Annotated in this window: 14 protein-coding genes; 12 read left to right on the top strand and 2 right to left on the bottom strand. The window is 70.0% G+C overall.

Going from position 1 to position 17,590, the window contains the following annotated elements; all coding sequences use genetic code 11:
• Positions 1-57 precede the first annotated feature (57 nt).
• The 8 genes from fni to trpA all read left to right on the top strand — a co-directional run bounded on the left by fni (position 58) and on the right by trpA (position 8,918).
• On the top strand, positions 58-1,155 hold the full coding sequence (fni, locus tag E8A74_RS08070; RefSeq protein WP_136928357.1) for a type 2 isopentenyl-diphosphate Delta-isomerase: 1,098 nt from the start codon (positions 58-60) through the stop codon (positions 1,153-1,155).
• Between the two features lie 85 nt (positions 1,156-1,240).
• Positions 1,241-2,095, top strand: coding sequence for a GAF domain-containing protein (locus E8A74_RS08065; RefSeq protein WP_136928356.1), 855 nt, complete (start codon positions 1,241-1,243; stop codon positions 2,093-2,095).
• 3 nt (positions 2,096-2,098) lie between these two features.
• The gene (locus E8A74_RS08060) at positions 2,099-2,476 is read left to right on the top strand and encodes a response regulator (protein ID WP_136928355.1); all 378 of its coding nucleotides are present in this window, start codon (positions 2,099-2,101) and stop codon (positions 2,474-2,476) included.
• Positions 2,473-3,144 (top strand): phosphoribosylanthranilate isomerase, encoded by a 672-nt coding sequence (locus tag E8A74_RS08055; protein WP_136928354.1) that lies wholly within the window; start codon positions 2,473-2,475, stop codon positions 3,142-3,144. Before E8A74_RS08060 ends, E8A74_RS08055 begins: the two co-directional genes overlap by 4 nt.
• Positions 3,145-3,187: 43 nt before the next feature.
• Entirely contained in the window at positions 3,188-4,555 is a 1,368-nt protein-coding gene (locus tag E8A74_RS08050) for a right-handed parallel beta-helix repeat-containing protein (protein WP_136928353.1), read from the top strand.
• Between the two features lie 138 nt (positions 4,556-4,693).
• Positions 4,694-6,796 (top strand): M13 family metallopeptidase, encoded by a 2,103-nt coding sequence (locus E8A74_RS08045; protein WP_136928352.1) that lies wholly within the window; start codon positions 4,694-4,696, stop codon positions 6,794-6,796.
• A gap of 83 nt (positions 6,797-6,879) precedes the next feature.
• Entirely contained in the window at positions 6,880-8,082 is a 1,203-nt protein-coding gene (trpB, locus tag E8A74_RS08040) for a tryptophan synthase subunit beta (RefSeq protein WP_136928351.1), read from the top strand.
• Positions 8,082-8,918 carry a tryptophan synthase subunit alpha gene (trpA, locus tag E8A74_RS08035; RefSeq protein WP_136928350.1) on the top strand — a complete coding sequence of 279 codons (837 nt, stop codon included), beginning with the start codon at positions 8,082-8,084 and terminating at the stop codon, positions 8,916-8,918. The genes trpB and trpA overlap by 1 nt, the downstream gene beginning before the upstream one ends.
• Here trpA and E8A74_RS08030 read toward each other — a convergent pair.
• Positions 8,915-9,844, bottom strand: coding sequence for a GGDEF domain-containing protein (locus E8A74_RS08030; protein ID WP_136928349.1), 930 nt, complete (start codon positions 9,842-9,844; stop codon positions 8,915-8,917). The two genes, trpA and E8A74_RS08030, sit on opposite strands and share 4 nt — an antisense overlap.
• A gap of 137 nt (positions 9,845-9,981) precedes the next feature.
• The gene (locus tag E8A74_RS08025) at positions 9,982-10,647 is read right to left on the bottom strand and encodes a metallophosphoesterase family protein (protein WP_232379432.1); all 666 of its coding nucleotides are present in this window, start codon (positions 10,645-10,647) and stop codon (positions 9,982-9,984) included.
• Positions 10,648-10,836: 189 nt separating this feature from the next.
• On the opposite strand from E8A74_RS08025, the gene glnE reads away from it, so the two are divergent.
• The 4 genes from glnE to E8A74_RS08005 all read left to right on the top strand — a co-directional run bounded on the left by glnE (position 10,837) and on the right by E8A74_RS08005 (position 17,410).
• Positions 10,837-13,812, top strand: a complete 2,976-nt coding sequence (gene glnE / locus E8A74_RS08020) for a bifunctional [glutamate--ammonia ligase]-adenylyl-L-tyrosine phosphorylase/[glutamate--ammonia-ligase] adenylyltransferase (protein WP_136928347.1) — start codon at positions 10,837-10,839, stop codon at positions 13,810-13,812.
• Positions 13,813-14,043: 231 nt separating this feature from the next.
• The gene (locus E8A74_RS08015) at positions 14,044-14,649 is read left to right on the top strand and encodes an NfeD family protein (RefSeq protein WP_136928346.1); all 606 of its coding nucleotides are present in this window, start codon (positions 14,044-14,046) and stop codon (positions 14,647-14,649) included.
• Between the two features lie 74 nt (positions 14,650-14,723).
• A complete protein-coding gene (locus tag E8A74_RS08010; protein WP_136928345.1) occupies positions 14,724-16,091 on the top strand; it encodes a flotillin family protein in 1,368 nt (455 codons plus the stop codon).
• Positions 16,088-17,410 (top strand): flotillin family protein, encoded by a 1,323-nt coding sequence (locus E8A74_RS08005; RefSeq protein ID WP_136928344.1) that lies wholly within the window; start codon positions 16,088-16,090, stop codon positions 17,408-17,410. The genes E8A74_RS08010 and E8A74_RS08005 overlap by 4 nt, the downstream gene beginning before the upstream one ends.
• Positions 17,411-17,590 lie beyond the last annotated feature (180 nt).

Below are 17,590 nucleotides of genomic sequence, written 5' to 3'. Positions count from 1 at the left end.
GCGTCTTTCCCTTGATTCGTGGACCGCCAAGCCTCATGGAGGGGGCGGACGGATCGAATGACCGAACTCCAGACACTCCCGCACCAGTCCTCGCCGATTTCCTCGCGCAAGGCCGACCACATCGATTTGTGCGCCACGGGCGACGTGGGGTTCCGCGCGAAGACGACGCTGTTCGAGGGCGTCGAGCTCGTGCACGACGCGCTGCCCGAGCTCGTGGTCGACGACATCGACATGTCGATCGAGTTGCTCGGCAAGAAGCTCCGCGTGCCGCTCGTGATCGCGGCGATGACGGGAGGCACCGAGCGCGCGCGGGGCATCAACCGGGAGCTCGCGCGGATCGCCGAAGAGCGCGGGTACGGCTTCGGCCTCGGCAGCCAGCGCGCGATCCTGAAGGGCGAGCCCCGCGAGACGTACATGGTGCGCGATGTGGCGCCGACGACGCTCGTGCTCGGCAACATCGGCGGCGTGCAGGCCAAGAGCCTCGAGACCGCGAAGGTCCTGGAGCTCGTCGAGGCGGTGGGCGCCGACGCGCTCTGCGTGCACCTGAACCCGGCGCAGGAGACCGTGCAGCCGGGCGGGGATCGAGATTTCGTGGGCGTGGTCGGGGCCCTCGAGCGGCTCGTCGCGGAGCTCCCCGTGCCGGTCGTGGCGAAGGAGACGGGCTGCGGGATCGGGCCGCGCACCGCGAAAAAGCTCGCGAAGGCGGGCGTGCGGCACGTGGACGTGTCGGGCGCGGGCGGCACGAGCTGGGTCGCGGTGGAGACGGCGCGCGCCGCGGGGCAGGAGCGCTCGCTCGGCGTGACGTTGCGGGAGTGGGGCGTGCCGACGGCGGCCTCGGTGCTGATCACCCGCGAGGCGCGGCCGCGGTTCAAGAGCATCATCGCGACCGGCGGCGTGGCGAGCGGCATCGACGTGGCGAAGGCCCTCGCGCTCGGCGCACACGCGGCAGGCATCGCTCGTCCGGTGTTGCAGGCGCTCCATTCGGGGGGCCGGGATGGTGCGCTCGCCTTCCTCGATCAGGTGGAGTCCGAGCTGCGGGCCGTCATGTTGCTCGTGGGCGCGCGGGACGTACGAGCCCTTCGGCGGGTGCCGACCCTTCTTTCCCCGGATCTCGAGCGTTGGGCGGCCCTCGCCTCCAGCGCTCGGAAGAAATGAGCTTGGCCCGGCCATATTGAAGGGGCCTTCCTGCCGGCGAGCCGGGCGTGCTACCGTCCGGGTCGCTGGAGATCCCAGGGAGACGATGAGCGACAACGAAGGGCGATCCAAAGCGCCCAGCGAACAGCCTCCGGAAGACCTGAAAAGGGAGCGGGATTTGTTCATCCAGCAGTTCTTCCGCAAAGGCGCTCAGTTGACCGAAGAGGTCCTGAAGGAGAACGAGCGTCTCCGTGATCGGCTCTCGGAGCTCGAGAGCGAGAACGGCAAGCTCCGCGCGCACCTCGCCAGCGATACGGCGATGCGGGATCTCGTGCGGAAGATCGAGGCGCTCGAGGGAGAGAAGAACGCGCTGCTCCAGCGCTCGGTGGCGATGGAGGCGGTGAGCGATCGCTACACCTCGCGCCATCAGGAGGTGGAGTCGGAGCTCGCGAGCCTCGCGAACCTCTACGTCGCGACCTCGCAGCTCCACTCCTCGACGAACGTTCGCCACGTGCTCCGCAACATCAAGGAGCTTTTGGCGCAGCTCCTCGGCGCGGCTCGGTTCGGTGTCTACATCGCCTCGGACGACAAGAAAGAGCTCGTGGCGGTGGCGACGGAAGGCCAGAGCTTCGCCGACATCGCGACCCTACCGGTGGACGGGGGCCCGATCGGGCGGGCTTTTTCCACCGGCAAGCTGTACTACGACGCCGAGAATGACGTCTCGAAGGGCACGGTCGAGCGCCCCGCGGCGGTGGTACCGCTGCTCATCGATGGCCAGCCCATCGGCGTCATCGCCATCTTCGGGACGCTTTCCCAAAAGACGGCCTTCGACGACCAGGACGGTGAGCTGTTCCGGCTCCTGGGCGCGCAGGCCGCCCTCGCGCTCGTCAGCGCGCGGCTGTTCACCGATGCAGGTCGCAAGGTGCCTGGTGTACAGGCGTTCCTCGACCTGGAGGACTGATCGATGGCCGAGTACTCCTGCCTGATTGTCGAAGATTCGCCCATGATGCGGCAGCTCTTGGTCTTCGCGCTCGCGCGGCTCAAGAACCTGCGCGTCACGGAGGCGGACGACGGCGTCGACGGCCTGCGCAAGCTCGCGTCGACGAAGTACGACGTCATCATCACCGACATCAACATGCCGATCATGGACGGGCTGAAGCTCGTCAAGCGTGTCCGGTCGGATCCGGTACACAAGGACACGCCGATCATCATCATCACGACCGAGGGCTCGCAGGAAGACCGGCAACGCGCGCTGCAGCTCGGCGCGAACGCGTACATCACCAAGCCCATCCAGGCGCCTCAGGTGATCGCCAAGGTCAAAGAGCTCCTCGGCATCGAGTGAACCGGCCGCCCCCGGCCCTCCACGTCAAGATCTGCGGTTTTACGCGGGTCGACGACGTGGAGGCCGCCGTCTCCGCGGGCGCCGACATGATCGGCCTCAACTTCGTTTCTGGATCGCCGCGTCGGATCGACGTGACGCTCGCGCGTGCGCTCGTGAGCGCGGCGCGTGGGCGTGTGGAGATCGTCGGCGTCGTGGCCGATCTCGATCCGGCGCGCGTCGCGGAGCTTGTCGCGGAGGTCGGGCTCGATCGCGTGCAGCTCCATGGCGACGAACTGCCCGAGGTGATCGACGCGCTCGGGCCGCGCGCGTTCAAGGCGCTGCGCATCGGCGGCGCGGAGGATGTCGCGCTCGCGGCGCGGTACGGCGGGGATCTCCTGCTCGTCGACGCGCGTGTCCCGGGGCAGCAGGGGGGCACGGGCGTGCGTGTTGATCCTGCGCTCGTCGTCGAGCTCGCGCGCGCGCGGCGCGTCCTGCTCGCGGGCGGGCTCGGGCCCGACAACGTCGCCGAGGCGGTGCGCGTCGTGCGGCCGTGGGGCGTCGACGTCGCGAGCGGCGTCGAGTCCGCGCCGGGGATCAAGGACGAGCGCAAGATGCGCGTGTTCGTGAGCGAAGCTCGGCGCGCGGCGCAGGAAGCCGCGCGAACGGCGGACGGCGCAGACGAAGCGTGAGGAGGTCTTGGTGATGACGATGCGGAGAATTTCGAGGGGGCTCGTGGCAGTTCTCGTCGCGGCGCCCTGCGCGCTCGCGGCGACGAGCGCGTCGGCGGGGACGATCAGCGTGGGTCCGGGGAAGGACTACGCGATGCCTTGTCAGGCGATCGCAGCGGCGGAGGACGGCGACTGGATCCACATCGACGCGGCCGGGGACTACACCGGCGATGTTTGCTCCTGGTCGAAGAACGGGCTCTTGATCCGCGGCGTGGGTGGGGTCGCGAAGATCGACGCGGGGGGGAAAAACGCGGGCGGCAAGGCGACCTGGGTCATCGCGGGGAACGACACGGTGATCGAGTACATCGAGTTCACCGGCGCCGCGGTCCCGGACAAGAACGGCGCGGGCATCCGTCAGGAAGGCACGAACCTCACGGTCCGCAACAGCTACTTCCACGACAACGAGAACGGCATCCTCGCGGGCGACAACCCGAACAGCACGATCCTGATCGAGTTCAGCGAGTTCGCGAACAACGGCGCAGGCGACGGCCAGTCGCACAACCTCTACATCAACCACGTCAAGAAGTTCGTCTTCCAGCACAACTACTCGCACGGCTCGAAGATCGGCCACCTCCTGAAGAGCCGCGCGCTCGAGAACCACGTGCTCTACAACCGCCTCACGCAGGAGGACGGGACGGGCAGCTACGAGATCGACATTCCGAGCGGCGGCCTGACGTTCCTCATCGGCAACCTCGTCCAGCAGGGGCCGAACACCGACAACAGCTCGCTCGTCGCGTATGGCCTCGAGTCGAACGGGGCGAACCCGATCACCGAGCTCTTCGTCGTGAACAACACGTTCGTCAACGAGCGCCCGAACGGCGGCACGTTCCTCAACATCGGCGGGAACGCCGTCCCGGCGGTCGTCCGGAACAACATCTTCGTCGGGCCGGGGACGCTCACGAACCAGGGCAACGCGAACCTCGGGAAGAACTTCCAGGGCGATCCGATGTTCGTCGACCAGGCCGGGTTCAACTACCGGCTGAAGGACGGCTCGCCCTGCGTGGACGCGGGCGAGGCGCCGGGGATGGGCGGCGGGATCGATTTGACCCCCAAGATTAGTTACGTGCACCCGTACGACGGCGCGATACGCACGACGGTCGGCACGATCGACATTGGCGCCTACGAGCTCGGCGGGGAGGGAGGCGCGGGCGGAAGCGGCGGCGGCGGCGGCGGCGGAAGCGGCGGCGGCGGCGGAAGCGGCGGAAGCGGCGGAAACGGCGGCGCGGGGGGAAGTGACGGCGGCGGCACGGACGCTAGCTGCCGATTCGTCAGCGGCTCAGAGCCATCCTTCGGCTGGGTCGCTTGCCTCGCGATCGGCGCGGCCTTTGCCGTGCGCAGGGGCTCTCGGCGCGTAGAAATCTCGCGTCGCTGATCGCGGTCTCGAACACCTCCCTCCACATCCTCTCCGGTTCACGCACGCTCGCGGGTTCACACGGGCTTCGGAGCGACGTCCATCGTTGCGACCTCCGCGGTTCGTCCTAGGATGCCGCTCCCCCGACCGGAGACTCGTATGCGCACGCTTTCCCTCGCCTTCGCCTCCGTGGCGATGTCCCTCCTCGCTGGGTGTGGTTCGGCCAAGCCCGAGCCCATCACCAACACCGCGGGCCCCGTGCCCACCGTCGCTCCGCCCGTCGACAAGGGGCCGCCGTCCGTCGAGGTCTCGCTGGAGAGCGTCGGCCTCGACGGGGCCGCGCTCGACAAGTCCGTCAACGCTTGCACGGACTTCTACCAGTTCGCTTGCGGCGGCTGGCTCAAGTCGACGGAGATCCCCTCCGACGAGGCGAACTGGGTGCGGAGCTTCAGCGAGATCGACAAGCGCAACGAGCTCGCGCTGAAGACGATCCTCGAGGACGCGGGCAAGGCGAAGAACCCCGATTCGACGACGAAGAAGATCGGCGACTACTACGCCGCGTGCATGGATGAGGCGTCCGTGGACGCCGCGGGCATCACGCCGATCAAGCCGCTCGTGGATCGCGCGCGGAAGGTCGCCTCGGCGAAGGACGTGACCACGCTCGTCAGCGACCTGCACGCCAAGGGCATCTTCCCGCTGTTCTGGATCTCGGGCGAGCAGGATCCCGGGGACGCGACGCGCGTCATCGCCACGCTCGATCAAGGCGGGCTCGGCCTGCCGGATCGCGACTACTACACGAAGGACGACGACGACTCGAAGAAGCTCCGCGCCGACTACGTGGCCCACGTCGAGCGCATGTTGAAGCTCGCCGGGCTCGCCGAGGCCGACGCGAAGAAGGCTGCGGCGAACGTGCTCGCGCTCGAGACCGACATCGCCAAGGTCTCGAAGACGCGCGTGGAGCGCCGCGATCCGAAGGGCATCTACAACATGGTGAGCCGCGCGGATCTCGCCAAGAAGGCGCCGGCGTTCCCCTGGGATGCGTACTTCAAGGCGCTCGGGATCTCGGACGTGAAGCAGGCGAACCTGACGTCGATCCCGTTCTTCGAGGGCATCGACAAGCTGCTCGGGTCGGTGAAGGCCGACGTCTGGCAGAGCTACCTGACGTGGATGATCGTGCGCGCGTCGGCCGACGAGCTGTCGAAGCCGTTCGTCGACGAGGCGTTCGCCTTCCGCGCCCGCCTCTTCGGCCTGAAGGAGCAGAAGCCGCGCTGGAAGCGCTGCGTCGACGCGACGGATCACGCGCTCGGCGAGCTCGTCGCGCAGCCCTTCGTGGCGAGCCACTTCGCGGGCGACTCGAAGCGCGCCGCCGAGCAGATGGTGCAGGAGATCAGCAAGGCCTTCGGCGTGCGCGTGCGCTCGCTCGACTGGATGGACGACAAGACGAAGGAGCGCGCGCTCGCCAAGCTCTCCTCCATGGCCTACCTCATCGGGTACCCGGCGAAGTGGCGCAGCTACGACTTCGAGGTCGACCGCAAGAGCTACGGGAAGAACGCGATGGCCGCAGGCACGTTCGAGCAGAAGCGCAGGCTCGCCAAGATCGGCAAGCCCGTCGACCGCGAGGAGTGGCAGATGAGCCCTCCGATGGTGAACGCGTACTACGACCCGCAGAAGAACCACATGGTCTTCCCGGCCGGGATCCTGCAGCCGCCGTTCTACGACGTGAAGGCGGCGATCCAGGTGAACCTCGGCGGCATGGGCATGGTCGTGGGCCACGAGCTCACGCACGGCTTCGACGACGAGGGATCGCAGTACGCGGGCAACGGCAACCTCGAGAACTGGTGGGAGCCGTCCGTCGGGGAGCTCTTCAAGAAGAAGACGACGTGCGTCGAGGAGCAGTACTCGAAGTACGAGCCGCTGCCCGGCGTGAAGCTCAACGGCAAGCTCACGCTCGGCGAGAACATCGCGGATCTCGGCGGCCTCCGGCTCGCGTTCATGGCCTACCGCGAGATGCGCAAGGGCGCGGCGAACATGACCGTCGCCGGCGGCTTCACCGAGGATCAGCAGTTCTTCCTGGCGCACGCGCAGGCCTGGTGCGCCAAGAGCCGCGACGAGTACGCGCGGCTCCACGCGAAGACGAACACGCACTCGGCGCCCCGCTTCCGTGTGAACGGTCCGCTCGTGAACACGCCCGAGTTCGCCCAGGCGTTCTCGTGCGCCGAGGGCACGCCGATGCACCCGGCCAAGGTTTGTTCCGTCTGGTGACGTCCTCGCCACGGGGGGCGCTCGACGCGCGTTTCAGGAAGGACCTGCTCGCCCGGTAACACACGGGCGAGCAGGCTTGTCGCGTGCTTGGCGCAGGTTACTTCGGACCGTTCGGAGGGCGCTTCGTCGCAGAGACGCTCGTGCCCGCGCTCGAAGAGCTCGATCGGGCGCGGCAGGACGTCCTTCCGACGCCGGCGTTCCAGGGGGAGCTCCACGAGCTCTTGCGGAGCTACGTCGGGCGGCCGACGCCCCTGACGGAGGCGAAGCGGCTCGCGCGGCGGATCGATCCCGACGGCGACGCGATCGCGGAGCTCCTGCTCAAGCGCGAGGACCTCTGTCACACGGGGGCGCACAAGATCAACAACGCGCTCGGCCAGCTCTTGCTCGCGAAGGCGATGGGCAAGACGCGGATCATCGCGGAGACGGGAGCCGGGCAGCACGGCGTGGCGACGGCGACGGCGGCGGCGCTGCTCGGCCTTCCGTGCGAGGTCTACCAGGGCGCGCTCGACATGGAGCGGCAGGCGCCGAACGTCGCGCGCATGCGGCTGCTCGGGGCGCGCGTGGTGCCGGTGGAGTCGGGGTCGCGGACGCTGAAGGACGCGATGAACGAGGCGCTGCGCGACTGGGTGACGAACGTGCGGACGACGTACTACTGCGTCGGCAGCGCGGCAGGGCCGCATCCGTATCCAACGCTCGTCGCGTCGCTGCAAAGGATCATCGGCGACGAGGCGCGCGCGTCGTGCCTCGATCGCGGGGCGCTGCCGGACGCCGTCGTCGCGTGCGTGGGCGGCGGATCGAACGCGATCGGGATCTTCAAGGCGTTCGAGGGCGATACGAGCGTGTCGCTCTACGGCGTCGAGGCCGCGGGGCTCGGGCTCGATACGGACAAGCACGCGGCGACGCTCTCGCGCGGGCGCGTCGGCGTGCTGCACGGAGCGAAGACGTATGTACTCTGCGACGACGCGGGGCAGGTGATCGAAGCGCACTCGGTGAGCGCGGGGCTCGACTATCCGGGCGTGGGGCCGGAGCACGCGCGGCTCCGCGACACAGGGCGCGCGACGTACGTCTCCGCGACGGACACGGAGGCGCTGGATGCGGCGCGCGAGGTGGCGCGCGCGGAGGGCATCGTGGTCGCGCTGGAGACGGCGCACGCGTTCGCCGCGCTCGGGGCGATCGCGCGGCGCGAGGCCGAGGCGCGGGGGCGGCCCGCGCGGATGCTCGTGTGCCTCTCGGGTCGCGGCGACAAGGACCTGGACACGATCACGGCTTACGGCGGAGGGAAGTGATGCACCGGATCGATCAGCGCTTCGTCGAGCTCCGGCGCGCGGGCCGGAAGGCGCTCTGCGTGTACCTCTGCGTCGGAGATCCGTCGCTCGAAGCGTCGGGGTTCCTCGCGCTCGAAGCGATCGACGCGGGCGCCGACCTCCTCGAGCTCGGTGTGCCGTTCAGTGATCCGACGGCCGACGGCCCGACGCTCGCGCGCGCGGCGCAACGAGCGATCGCGGCGGGCGCGACGCTCGAACGCGTGCTCGACGTCGCGTCGCGCGTGCGCGCTCGCTCGGAGGTGCCGCTCGTGTTGTTCACGTACTACAACCCTGTGCTCGTCGTGGGGGAGGCAAAGGTCGCGCGGCTCGCGCGAGCGGCCGGCGTGGACGCGCTGCTCGTCGTGGATCTGCCTCCCGAGGAGGCGGCGCCGCTCCGGGACGCGTGTGCGGCCGAGGGGCTCGGTGTGGTGCCGCTCGTCTCGCCGACGAGCCACGCGGCGCGGATCGAGGCGATCCGGCGCGCTTCGACGCCGCTCGACGGCGCGCCGCGCGCGTTCGTGTACTCGATCTCGATGACCGGCGTGACAGGGGCGAGCCCGTCGGATCTCGCTGCGGCTGCACGTGACGCCGAGGGGATGCGCCGCGCGTTCGATCGACCTGTGCTCGTGGGCTTCGGCATCGACAGCGGCGCGAGCGCGAAGCTCGCGGCGGGCGAGGTGTCCGGCGGCGCGGATGGCGTCGTCGTCGGCACCGCACTCGCGCGGCGCATCGAGCAGGCCGCGAGCGGCGACGAGCAACGGCGCGCCGTCCGCACCTTCGTCGGCGAGCTACGACGCGCGCTCGACTTGCCTGACTAGCCTGTCCCGTGCTTCAGGAGGACGCGGTTTCGGCCCGTCCGCTTCGCCTGGTAGAGCGCCTCGTCGGCGGCGGCGATGAGCTGCTCGGGCGTCTCCACCGGCAGATCCGGGCTCGCGGCGACGCCGACGCTGATCGTGATCGGGATGCGCGTCCCCTCGTGCTCGAACGTCGCGGTCTCCACGGCCGAGCGCAGCCGCTCGCCGAGGATGCCCGCGTTGCCCAGCGACACGCCACGACAGATCACGCCGAACTCCTCGCCGCCGTAACGCGCGAAGACGTCCTCGGTCCGCACCGTGTTCATCGTCAGCTTCGAGATCTTCGTGAGCACGTAGTCGCCGGCGAGGTGGCCGTACGTGTCGTTCACGCGCTTGAAGTGGTCGACGTCGAACATCACGAGCGAGAGCGGCGCGCGGTGCCGCTTCGCGTAGGCGATCTCGGTCTCCAGGCGGCTCAGGAAGTAGCGCTTGTTGAACGCCTTCGTCAGCCCGTCCCGCAGCGCCGCGTCGATCATCTGCTGCTGGAAGCTGACGTCGAGGTGGTCGTGGTAGGTGAACTTGAGGATCGTGGTCGATCCCAGGCGGATCTTGTCGCCGTCGCGCAGGATGCGCTGGCTGATGTTCTCGCCGTTCACCGAGGTGCCGTTCGAGCTGTTGAGATCTTCCAGCACCACGTCGTTGCCGGCGCGGACGAGCCGCGCGTGGCGACGCGAGATGCCGTCGTCGTTCAGACGCACCGTGGCGTTTGCCCCGCGGCCCAGGACGGTCTCCGGAAACTCGACCTCGAACATCTCGCCGACGTTCGAGCCGACGAGCACGATGAGATAGGCGCGATCACGCTGCGATCGAGCCCTGAGCTCGTCCTGGAGCTCCTTCACGTGGGCGACCCGCGTGGCTTCGATATCGTCGTCAGGCGGCCCGCTGTTCATGCTGCCAAACTACATCATAGCGCTGCACGCCGTCGCTTGGGAACGGTGAACCGTGCAGGCCTGGGTGGTTTCTCGGAGTTCCAAGGGATCGAAAGAAAGCCAGCCGACCGGAGGGGGGCTCGTTTGCCACGCCCGCACTAGGCCGCCTTCCCGAGGGGGACGGCGATTTGCTCGACCTCGACGCCGGCGATGCTGGTTTCGAGGAGCGTGACGTCGGCGTGCGAAAAGCCTTGCCCTGCGCCCTCGCCGCCCGGGGCTTCGCCGACGCTGCCCACGTTCACGATCCGCACGCCCTGGACCATGCGATCAAAAGGCACGTGCGAGCCGCCGCAGACGATCACGTCGGCCGGATCGTCGCCGAGCAGGGCCGCCATCTCCTCGTCCGTCATGTCGTGGCAGAACGGCTCGAACGGATCGACCGGGGATCCGTGGACGAGCAAGAGCTCGCTGCCGTCTTCGAGGTTCATTCGATGGGTCGTCGGCAGCCTGCCCAGCCGCGCGAGGATGAGCTGGCCGAGCTCGGTGCGCACCGCGGAGAGGCGATCGAGCCGCGAGCGCTCGTGGGGGCTCTTCGGGACGACCTTGCTGATGTCGAGCGTCGCGAGCGCGCGATCGCCGGTGCCCTGGACCAAGATGGCCTGGATCTGCGTGAGCCGACGCCACGTCTCGAGCGGATCGGGGCCGGGAAAGCAGAGGTCCCCGGCGACGAGGATCTTCGAATAGCCGCGGCGCTCGGCCACCGCGAGTACGGCGGAGAGCGCATCCGCGCGTCCATGAATGTCGGACAGGCAGAGGAGACGCACGCCGCGGAGCATAGGAGGTGGGCGGAGCCTCGCCAAGGCGCATCGAGGCCGAGGGTCGGGAGATCCGTGAACACGTCCGCCCCGCCTGCTCGGCGCGGGCCCGAGGAAGGAAAAAACGCAGATCCGCGGGCGTGCCGCGCGTCGCCCCCAAGCGTTTGACGCGCGTCGCTGCTACGTTGCGGCCTTCCGATGCTCCGCCGCTCCCGGCTCCTCGCCCTCGCGCAGCGGATCGATCGTCGCCGCGCCGAGATCTACGCCGCGCGCCTCGCCGAGCGGATCGAGCCCGGCACGGTCGGGTTTGCGCTCGCCGTGCTGCTCGCGAGCGCGTATCCGGCCCTCGCCCCCGCGCTCGAAGTGTCGCCCGAGATCGTCGAGACGATCGCCGCCGAGGGGCACCAGGCCGCGCGGGATCGCGCAGGGCTCGCCGCGCGGCTCCGGGCGCGGCTCGGGGACGGCGACGACGGCGAGCGGGTTTCGCGGGAGCTGCGGCGGTTCGCGCGGGAAGAGCGGATCCGCGTGGCGCTGCGCGAGCTCTTGCCGCCTTCGCTCGGGGGCGCCGACGTCGACGTGACGTCGCAGGAGATCGCGGCGCTCGCGGAGGTGACGATCGACGCGGCCGTGAAGGACGCGATCACGCAGCTCGCGTTGCGGTTCGGTCCTCCGCGGCGCGAGAGCGGGGCGCCCGCGCGGTTCGTGGTGCTCGGCATGGGCAAGCTCGGCGGGGGCGAGCTCAACGTCGGATCCGACGTCGATCTCGTGTTCTTTTACGACACGGACGAGGGCGGATGCGCGCAAGGCGGCGGCGAGACCTTGCCGCTGCACGACTTCTGGACGCGCGTCGCGCGGCGCGTGACGGCGACGCTGGAGGACGTGACCGCGGACGGCTTTGTGTGGCGCGTGGATCTCCGCCTGCGGCCCGAGGGGCGAGGCGGGCCGCTCGTCAACTCGCTCGCGGCCGCCGAGCGGTACTACGAGTCGTTCGGGCGGACGTGGGAGCGCGCGGCGCTCGTGCGCGCGCGGCCCATCGCAGGGGATCTCGACTTCGGCGACGAGGTGCTCGCCGCGCTCGAGCCCTTCGTGTGGCGGAGGCGCGTCGATCCGACGATCGCCGTCGAGATGACGAAGCTCGTGCAGCGCGCGCGGACCGAGCTCTCCCGGGAGCCGGGGCGCGATCTGAAGCTCGGATCGGGCGGCATCCGCGAGGCGGAGTTTTTCGTGCAGACGCTCCTCCTCGTATGGGGCGGGCGCGAGGCGCGCCTCCGCGCGCGGGGCACGTTCGACGGCCTCCGGCGCTTGCGCGCGGCCGGGTTCGTGACGGATCGCGAGGCGCGCGAGATCGCCGAAGCGTACCTCGCGCTCCGCCGCGCCGAGCACGCCGTGCAGCTCGCCACGGGCCAGCAAACGCACGTGTGGCCTGCCGACGCCGAGTCTGCGGGCAGGCTCGCGCGGGTGCTCGGCTTCGCGTCGGCCGAGGCGTTCGAGGTCGATCTCGCGAAGCACCTCGGCCGCGTGGAAGCGCGCTTCCGCTCGCTCGTGCCCGACGGCGCGCTTGCGCCTTCGCGCTGGGCCGAGGCCCTCGCCGCGCTCGACGACGGCGACGCCGTGGCGTTCGAGGCTGCGTTCCGCCGCGTCGCAGAGCTCTCGTTGCCCGTCGCGACGCCCGAAGCGCCGGACGCGCTCGAAGCGGTGGAGCGGTGGGGCGACGTCGCGCGGGATCTCTTTGATCTCTCGCGCCGCCCGGACGCGGCGCTCGGCGCCCGCAGCCGTGAGGCGTATCCGCGCCTCGGCGAGGCGGTCCTCGACGCCGTGGCCGACGCGGCCAATCCCGAGCAGGCCGCGCGCACGCTCCGCAGGCTCTTCGCGCGGCTCCGGCATCCCGGCGTGTACCTGCGTTTCCTCGGCGACGAGCCGCGCCTCGTGCGCAGGCTCGTCGAGGCCATCGGCGGCAGCGCGTTCCTCGCCGAGGCGCTCGTGCAGCACCCCGAGCTCGGCGATCGCATCCTGTTCGCGCGTGGCGTCCCGACGCCTGCGTCTGCCCGCGCGGAGCTCGATCAGGCCAAGCGCGAGGCCGCGGCGGTGGACGAGGATCCCGACGAGCAGCTCGTCGGCGCGCTCCGCCAGGCGAAGGCGCGTGTCGTGATCGACGTGGGCCTCGCGGATCTCGCGAGTGAGCTCGGCCCGCGCGAGGTCGGGTACGTGCTCTCGGCGCTCGCGGATGCGTCGCTCGAAGCGGCGACACGGCACGCGCTCGGCACGCCCGAAGGCGAGCCCGTGCGTGGCCTCTCCGTGCTCGCCGTCGGCACGCTCGGCGGGCGCGAGATCGGCTACGGCTCGGACCTCGACGTCCTCTTCCTCTTCGACCCGGAGAAGGCTCCTCCCGGCGCGGATCCCGACGCGTTTTTCGCTCGCTCGGCGCGCCGCGTGATCCGCTTGATCTCGATCCTGCACCCGGCCGGGCCCGGCTACGAGCTCGACACGCGCCTCCGGCCTTCGGGCAACCAGGGCTTGCTCGTCACGTCGATCGACGCCTTCGCGCGCTACCACGCGAAGGGGCCGGACACGCCGCACGTCGAGGCCGCGGCCTGGGAGCGCCTCGCGCTCTTGCGCGCGCGCGCGGTCGCGGGCGACGTCGAGCTCGGGGCGCGGGCGATCGAGATCGCGCACGCGGCGGCCTACGCGATGCCGGGCGATCCTGCGCAGGTCGCCGAGGAGCTCCGCCGGCTCCGGGGTCGCATGGAGCAAGAGCTCTCGCTGGAGCGGCGCGGCCGGTACGACCTCAAGCTCGGGCGCGGCGGGCTCTTCGAGATCGAGCTCTGCGTGCAGTTCTTGCAGATGCTCAGCGGCGCGGATCCGGGCGTTCGCACCACGGAGACGGCGCTCGCGATCGAGGCGCTCGCGGCGTCGGGCAAGCTCACGCCGGAGCAGGCCGAGGCGCTGCGGGATGGATATGCGTTCCTGCGCAAGCTCGGCGGCCGCATCCGTATCGTGCACGCCGACGCGTCGCACCTGCTCGAAGAGAGCGCGCCGGGTCTCTGGCCTCTGGCGCGGCGGATGGGCATTCGTGATCGCCCGGGCGCGCAGGCCGCCGGGGAGCTGCTCGCGCGGTATCGGGAGGTCACGGGTCGCGTGCGCGAGGTCTACGAGGTCGTGCTGCGCGGGAGCTAGCGCGGCCGCCGAGGAGCCGCTCCGCATCGTTGCGCTCGCCTCCGCGGCGGCCGGGGCGCCGCTCCGTAACGTAGGAGCGCCTCCGCGGCGGCCGGGTGGCCGCTCCGTAGGTTACGGAGCGCCTCCGCGGCGGCCGGGGGGCCGCTCCGCATCGTGCGGATCGCCTCCCCGGAGGTCGCTCGGGTGCCGATCCGTATCGTTCGGGCTTGGGGACGAGATACTCTCTCGTCGATGGGCCTCGTCTACCTCTTCTCCCTGGTCGTGGGCTTGGGCATCTTGCTCGTGCAGATCGTCTCGGGGGGCAAGGGCGACGCCGATGGCGGTGACGGGCACGACGCGGGCGAAGGCGGGGGCAAGGATCTCGCGAAGGACGTCTCCGGCAAGGCGCTCGCCACGACGTCCGCGGGCACCGGCGCGAGCGACCTCGTGGCCTTTTTCCTCTCGCTCCGGTTCTGGGTGTTCACGTTGCTCGGCTTCGGCATGTCGGGCTCGCTGCTGCACTTCTTCGCGCTCGCGGGGCCCGTCGTGATCTTCGTGCTCGCGGCCGGCTCCGGCCTCTCGTCGGGCCTCTTCGCGCAGCTCGCGTTTCGTTTTGTGGCCCAAGGTTCGGCGTCGACGTCGGCGGACGTCAACCACGCCGGCGGCTCGGTCGGGCGTGTGCTCGTGCCCGTCGGCAAGGACAAGGTCGGCAAGATTCGTATCGTCTTGAAGGGTCAGAGCGTCGACCTGCTCGCCCGAAGCGACGGCGAGGACATCGCGCGCGGCGACCACGTCCTCGTGGAGGACGTGGAAGGGGACGTGGCGCGCGTGTCGCGGCGCCCCTCCGAGCTCGCGTAGCCAGATGCTGAAATCGCGTGATCGCGTGTCCGATCACGCACCGGGCGTGCCGCCTTGCCTGCTACGCTCGCCGCATGGGGTATCATCATCTCGGCAGTGTCCTCTTCGCGTCCATCGACGCGCAGCGGCGCACGCGCCCTTCGACCGACGTGGCCTCGGGTGTGGGGACGCCCGACCTCGATCAAGCCGTCTTCGTGCTGCTCGCCGCGGGCGGCATCATCCTGCTCTTCGGGATCTTCGTGGCGGTCCTGCGGCAGTTCTTGTTCATCTGCCGGCCGAACGAGATCCTGGTCTTCAGCGGCCGCAAGCACGTCCTGCCCGACGGCACCGTGAGCGGCTACAAGATCCTGCACGGCGGCCGCGGCTTCCGCGTGCCCTTCCTCGAGAGCGTGGCCCGCATGGACATGCGGCTCTTCCCCGTCGAGGTCCAGGTGCACAACGCGTACTCGAAGGGCGGCATCCCGCTCAGCGTGCACGCGATCGCGAACGTGAAGGTCGCGAGCAACGACACCGCCGTGCGCAACGCCGTCGAGCGTTTCCTCGGCACCACGCCCACGCAGATCGCCATCGCCGCGCAGCAGACGCTCGAAGGCGTGCTCCGCGAGGTCATCTCCCAGCTCACGCCCGAGGAGGTGAACGAGGATCGGCTGAAGTTCGCCGAGACGCTCGTGGAGAACGCGCGCGACGACTTCGACAAGCTCGGGCTCGAGCTCGACGTGCTCAAGGTCCAGCACGTCTCCGATGATCAGCACTACCTCGCGAACCTCGGCCGCGGCCGGATCGCGACGATGCTGCGCGACGCGGCGAACGCCGAGAACGCGGCGAACCAGGCCGTGGCCGAGGCGCAGGCGGCGGCGCGGCAGGCAGCCGAGACGGCAGCGAAGCGCGCCGAGACGGTGATCGTGCAGAGCCGCAACAACTACCGTGCGGAAGGCGCAAAGCTCGAAGCCGAGGCCAAGCAGATCGAGAACGAGGCCGAGATCGCGGCCGAGACCGAGCGCGCCGTGGCCGAGCAGGAGCTGCAGGCGTTGCGCGCCGAGCTCGAAAAGCTCCGCCTGAACTGCGACGTCATCCTGCCGGCCGAGGCGAACCGCAAGGCGCAGGAGCTCAAGGCGCGCGGCGAGGCGGCGCCCACGGTGGAGAACGGCAAGGCGACGGCCGAGGCGCTTCGCCTCGTGGCGCAGGAGTGGGCGGCCGCAGGGCAGCTCGCGAAGGACGCGTACGTGCTCCAGCAGCTCCGGCAGCTCGTCACGGCCGCGGCGGCGCGCGTGGCGCAGACGCAGATCGGTGAGGTCAACGTGGTGGCGGGCAACGACGTCGAGGCCTTCAGCGCGCTCGTCGCAGCGTACCCGGCCGCGGTCACGCGGGTCCTTCAGGAGACGGGGCGCGCGATGGGCATCGACATCCAGCAGATCCTCGGATCGCACGGGAGGGCTTCGTGATCCCGATCATCATGGTCCTCGGCCTGACCGCGCTCGTCGTGGTGGGCTTCGTCGTCTACACGCTGAAGAACCTGCTGCTCGTGAGCTCGCCGAACGAGGTGCTCATCCTCTCGGGCGGGTCGCATCAGGTGGGCTCGCGCGCGGTCGGTTATCGCTCCGTGCGCGGCGGCCGCGCCGTGCGCATCCCGCTGCTCGAGCGCGTCGACCGCATGGATCTCAACAACATCCCGGTCGACATCTCCGTGAAGGGCGCCTACTCGAAGGGCGGCATCCCGCTCAACGTGCAAGGCGTCGCGCACGTAAAACTCCCCGGCGAGGAGCCGCGGCTCTCGAACGCGGTCGAGCGCTTCCTCGGCAAGTCACGTGACGAGATCGCGGCGATCGCGCGCGAGACGCTCGAAGGCAACGTCCGCGGCGTGCTCGCGCAGCTCACGCCCGAGCAGGTGAACCAGGACAAGACCGCGTTCGCCGACAAGCTGCTCGAAGAAGCCGAGCACGACATGCAGCGCATGGGCCTCGTGCTCGACACGCTGAAGATCCAGAACGTCGCCGACGACGCGAACTACCTGAACTCGATCGGCCGCATGCGCGGAGCGAGCGTCCGCATGGATGCGAGCATCGTCGAGGCCAGGACGCAGGCCGAGTCGGCCGAGCAGAAGGCCGAGAACTGGGCGAAGAGCGAGGTCGCCAAGATCGACGCGGACCTCGCGATCGCGCGGCAGGAGACGCAGAAGCGCGTCAAGGACGCGTTGAGCCGCCGCGAGGCCATGATCCAGGAGGCCAAGGGCCAGGTGCTCGCGCAGATCGCGCAGGTCAAGGCGGAGATCAACCGCCAGAAGGCCCGCGCGCTCCAGGTCGAGCGGCAGCTCCTCGCCGACGTGATCCAGCCGCACGACGCCGAGCGGCGGAACCTCGAAGAGCAAGCGCGCGGCGACGCAGCGAAGATCATCGAGCTCGGCAAGGCCGAGGCCGAGGCGTTGCACCGCATCGTCGACGAGATCCGCAAGGCCGGGCCAGGCGCCCTGGAGATCCTCGCACTTCAGCAGATGATGCCGCTCCTGCCGCACATCGCAGGCGCCCGCACGCCGACGAAGATCGGTACGCTCTCGGTGCTCCCGTCGGGCGACGACGCCTCGCTTGCACGCAAGGCGATCGCCGTGACCGAGCAAATCCGCGCAGCCACGGGGCTCGATCTCACGGACGTCGCGCGCCGCCTTGGCACAAGCGCGCCTGCACCCGCACTCGCGGCCCCGTCCGCGCAGCCGCCCCAGCAGGTCCCCTCGCGAAGCACACCTCCGCCCCGCCCGCCGCGCGCCTGACCTTTCGCAGCCGTTGCGCCGGGGCGCTGCCCCGGACCCCGCGGGGGGCTGTCCGCCCCCTCGACCCCGGACCAGGCACGGCCTGGACCGGGGATGGAAGAACTGCGCATCGCGCAGTTCTTCCAACGGGCCGGTGGCAAGACCATCGAGGTGGGTTCCAAGCTGGCAACGGGTACGTTG

Origin of the sequence: Polyangium fumosum, from assembly GCF_005144585.1 — a bacterium.
Lineage (GTDB): Bacteria > Myxococcota_A > Polyangia > Polyangiales > Polyangiaceae > Polyangium > Polyangium fumosum.
This window is presented reverse-complemented; position numbering and strand designations above follow the sequence as displayed.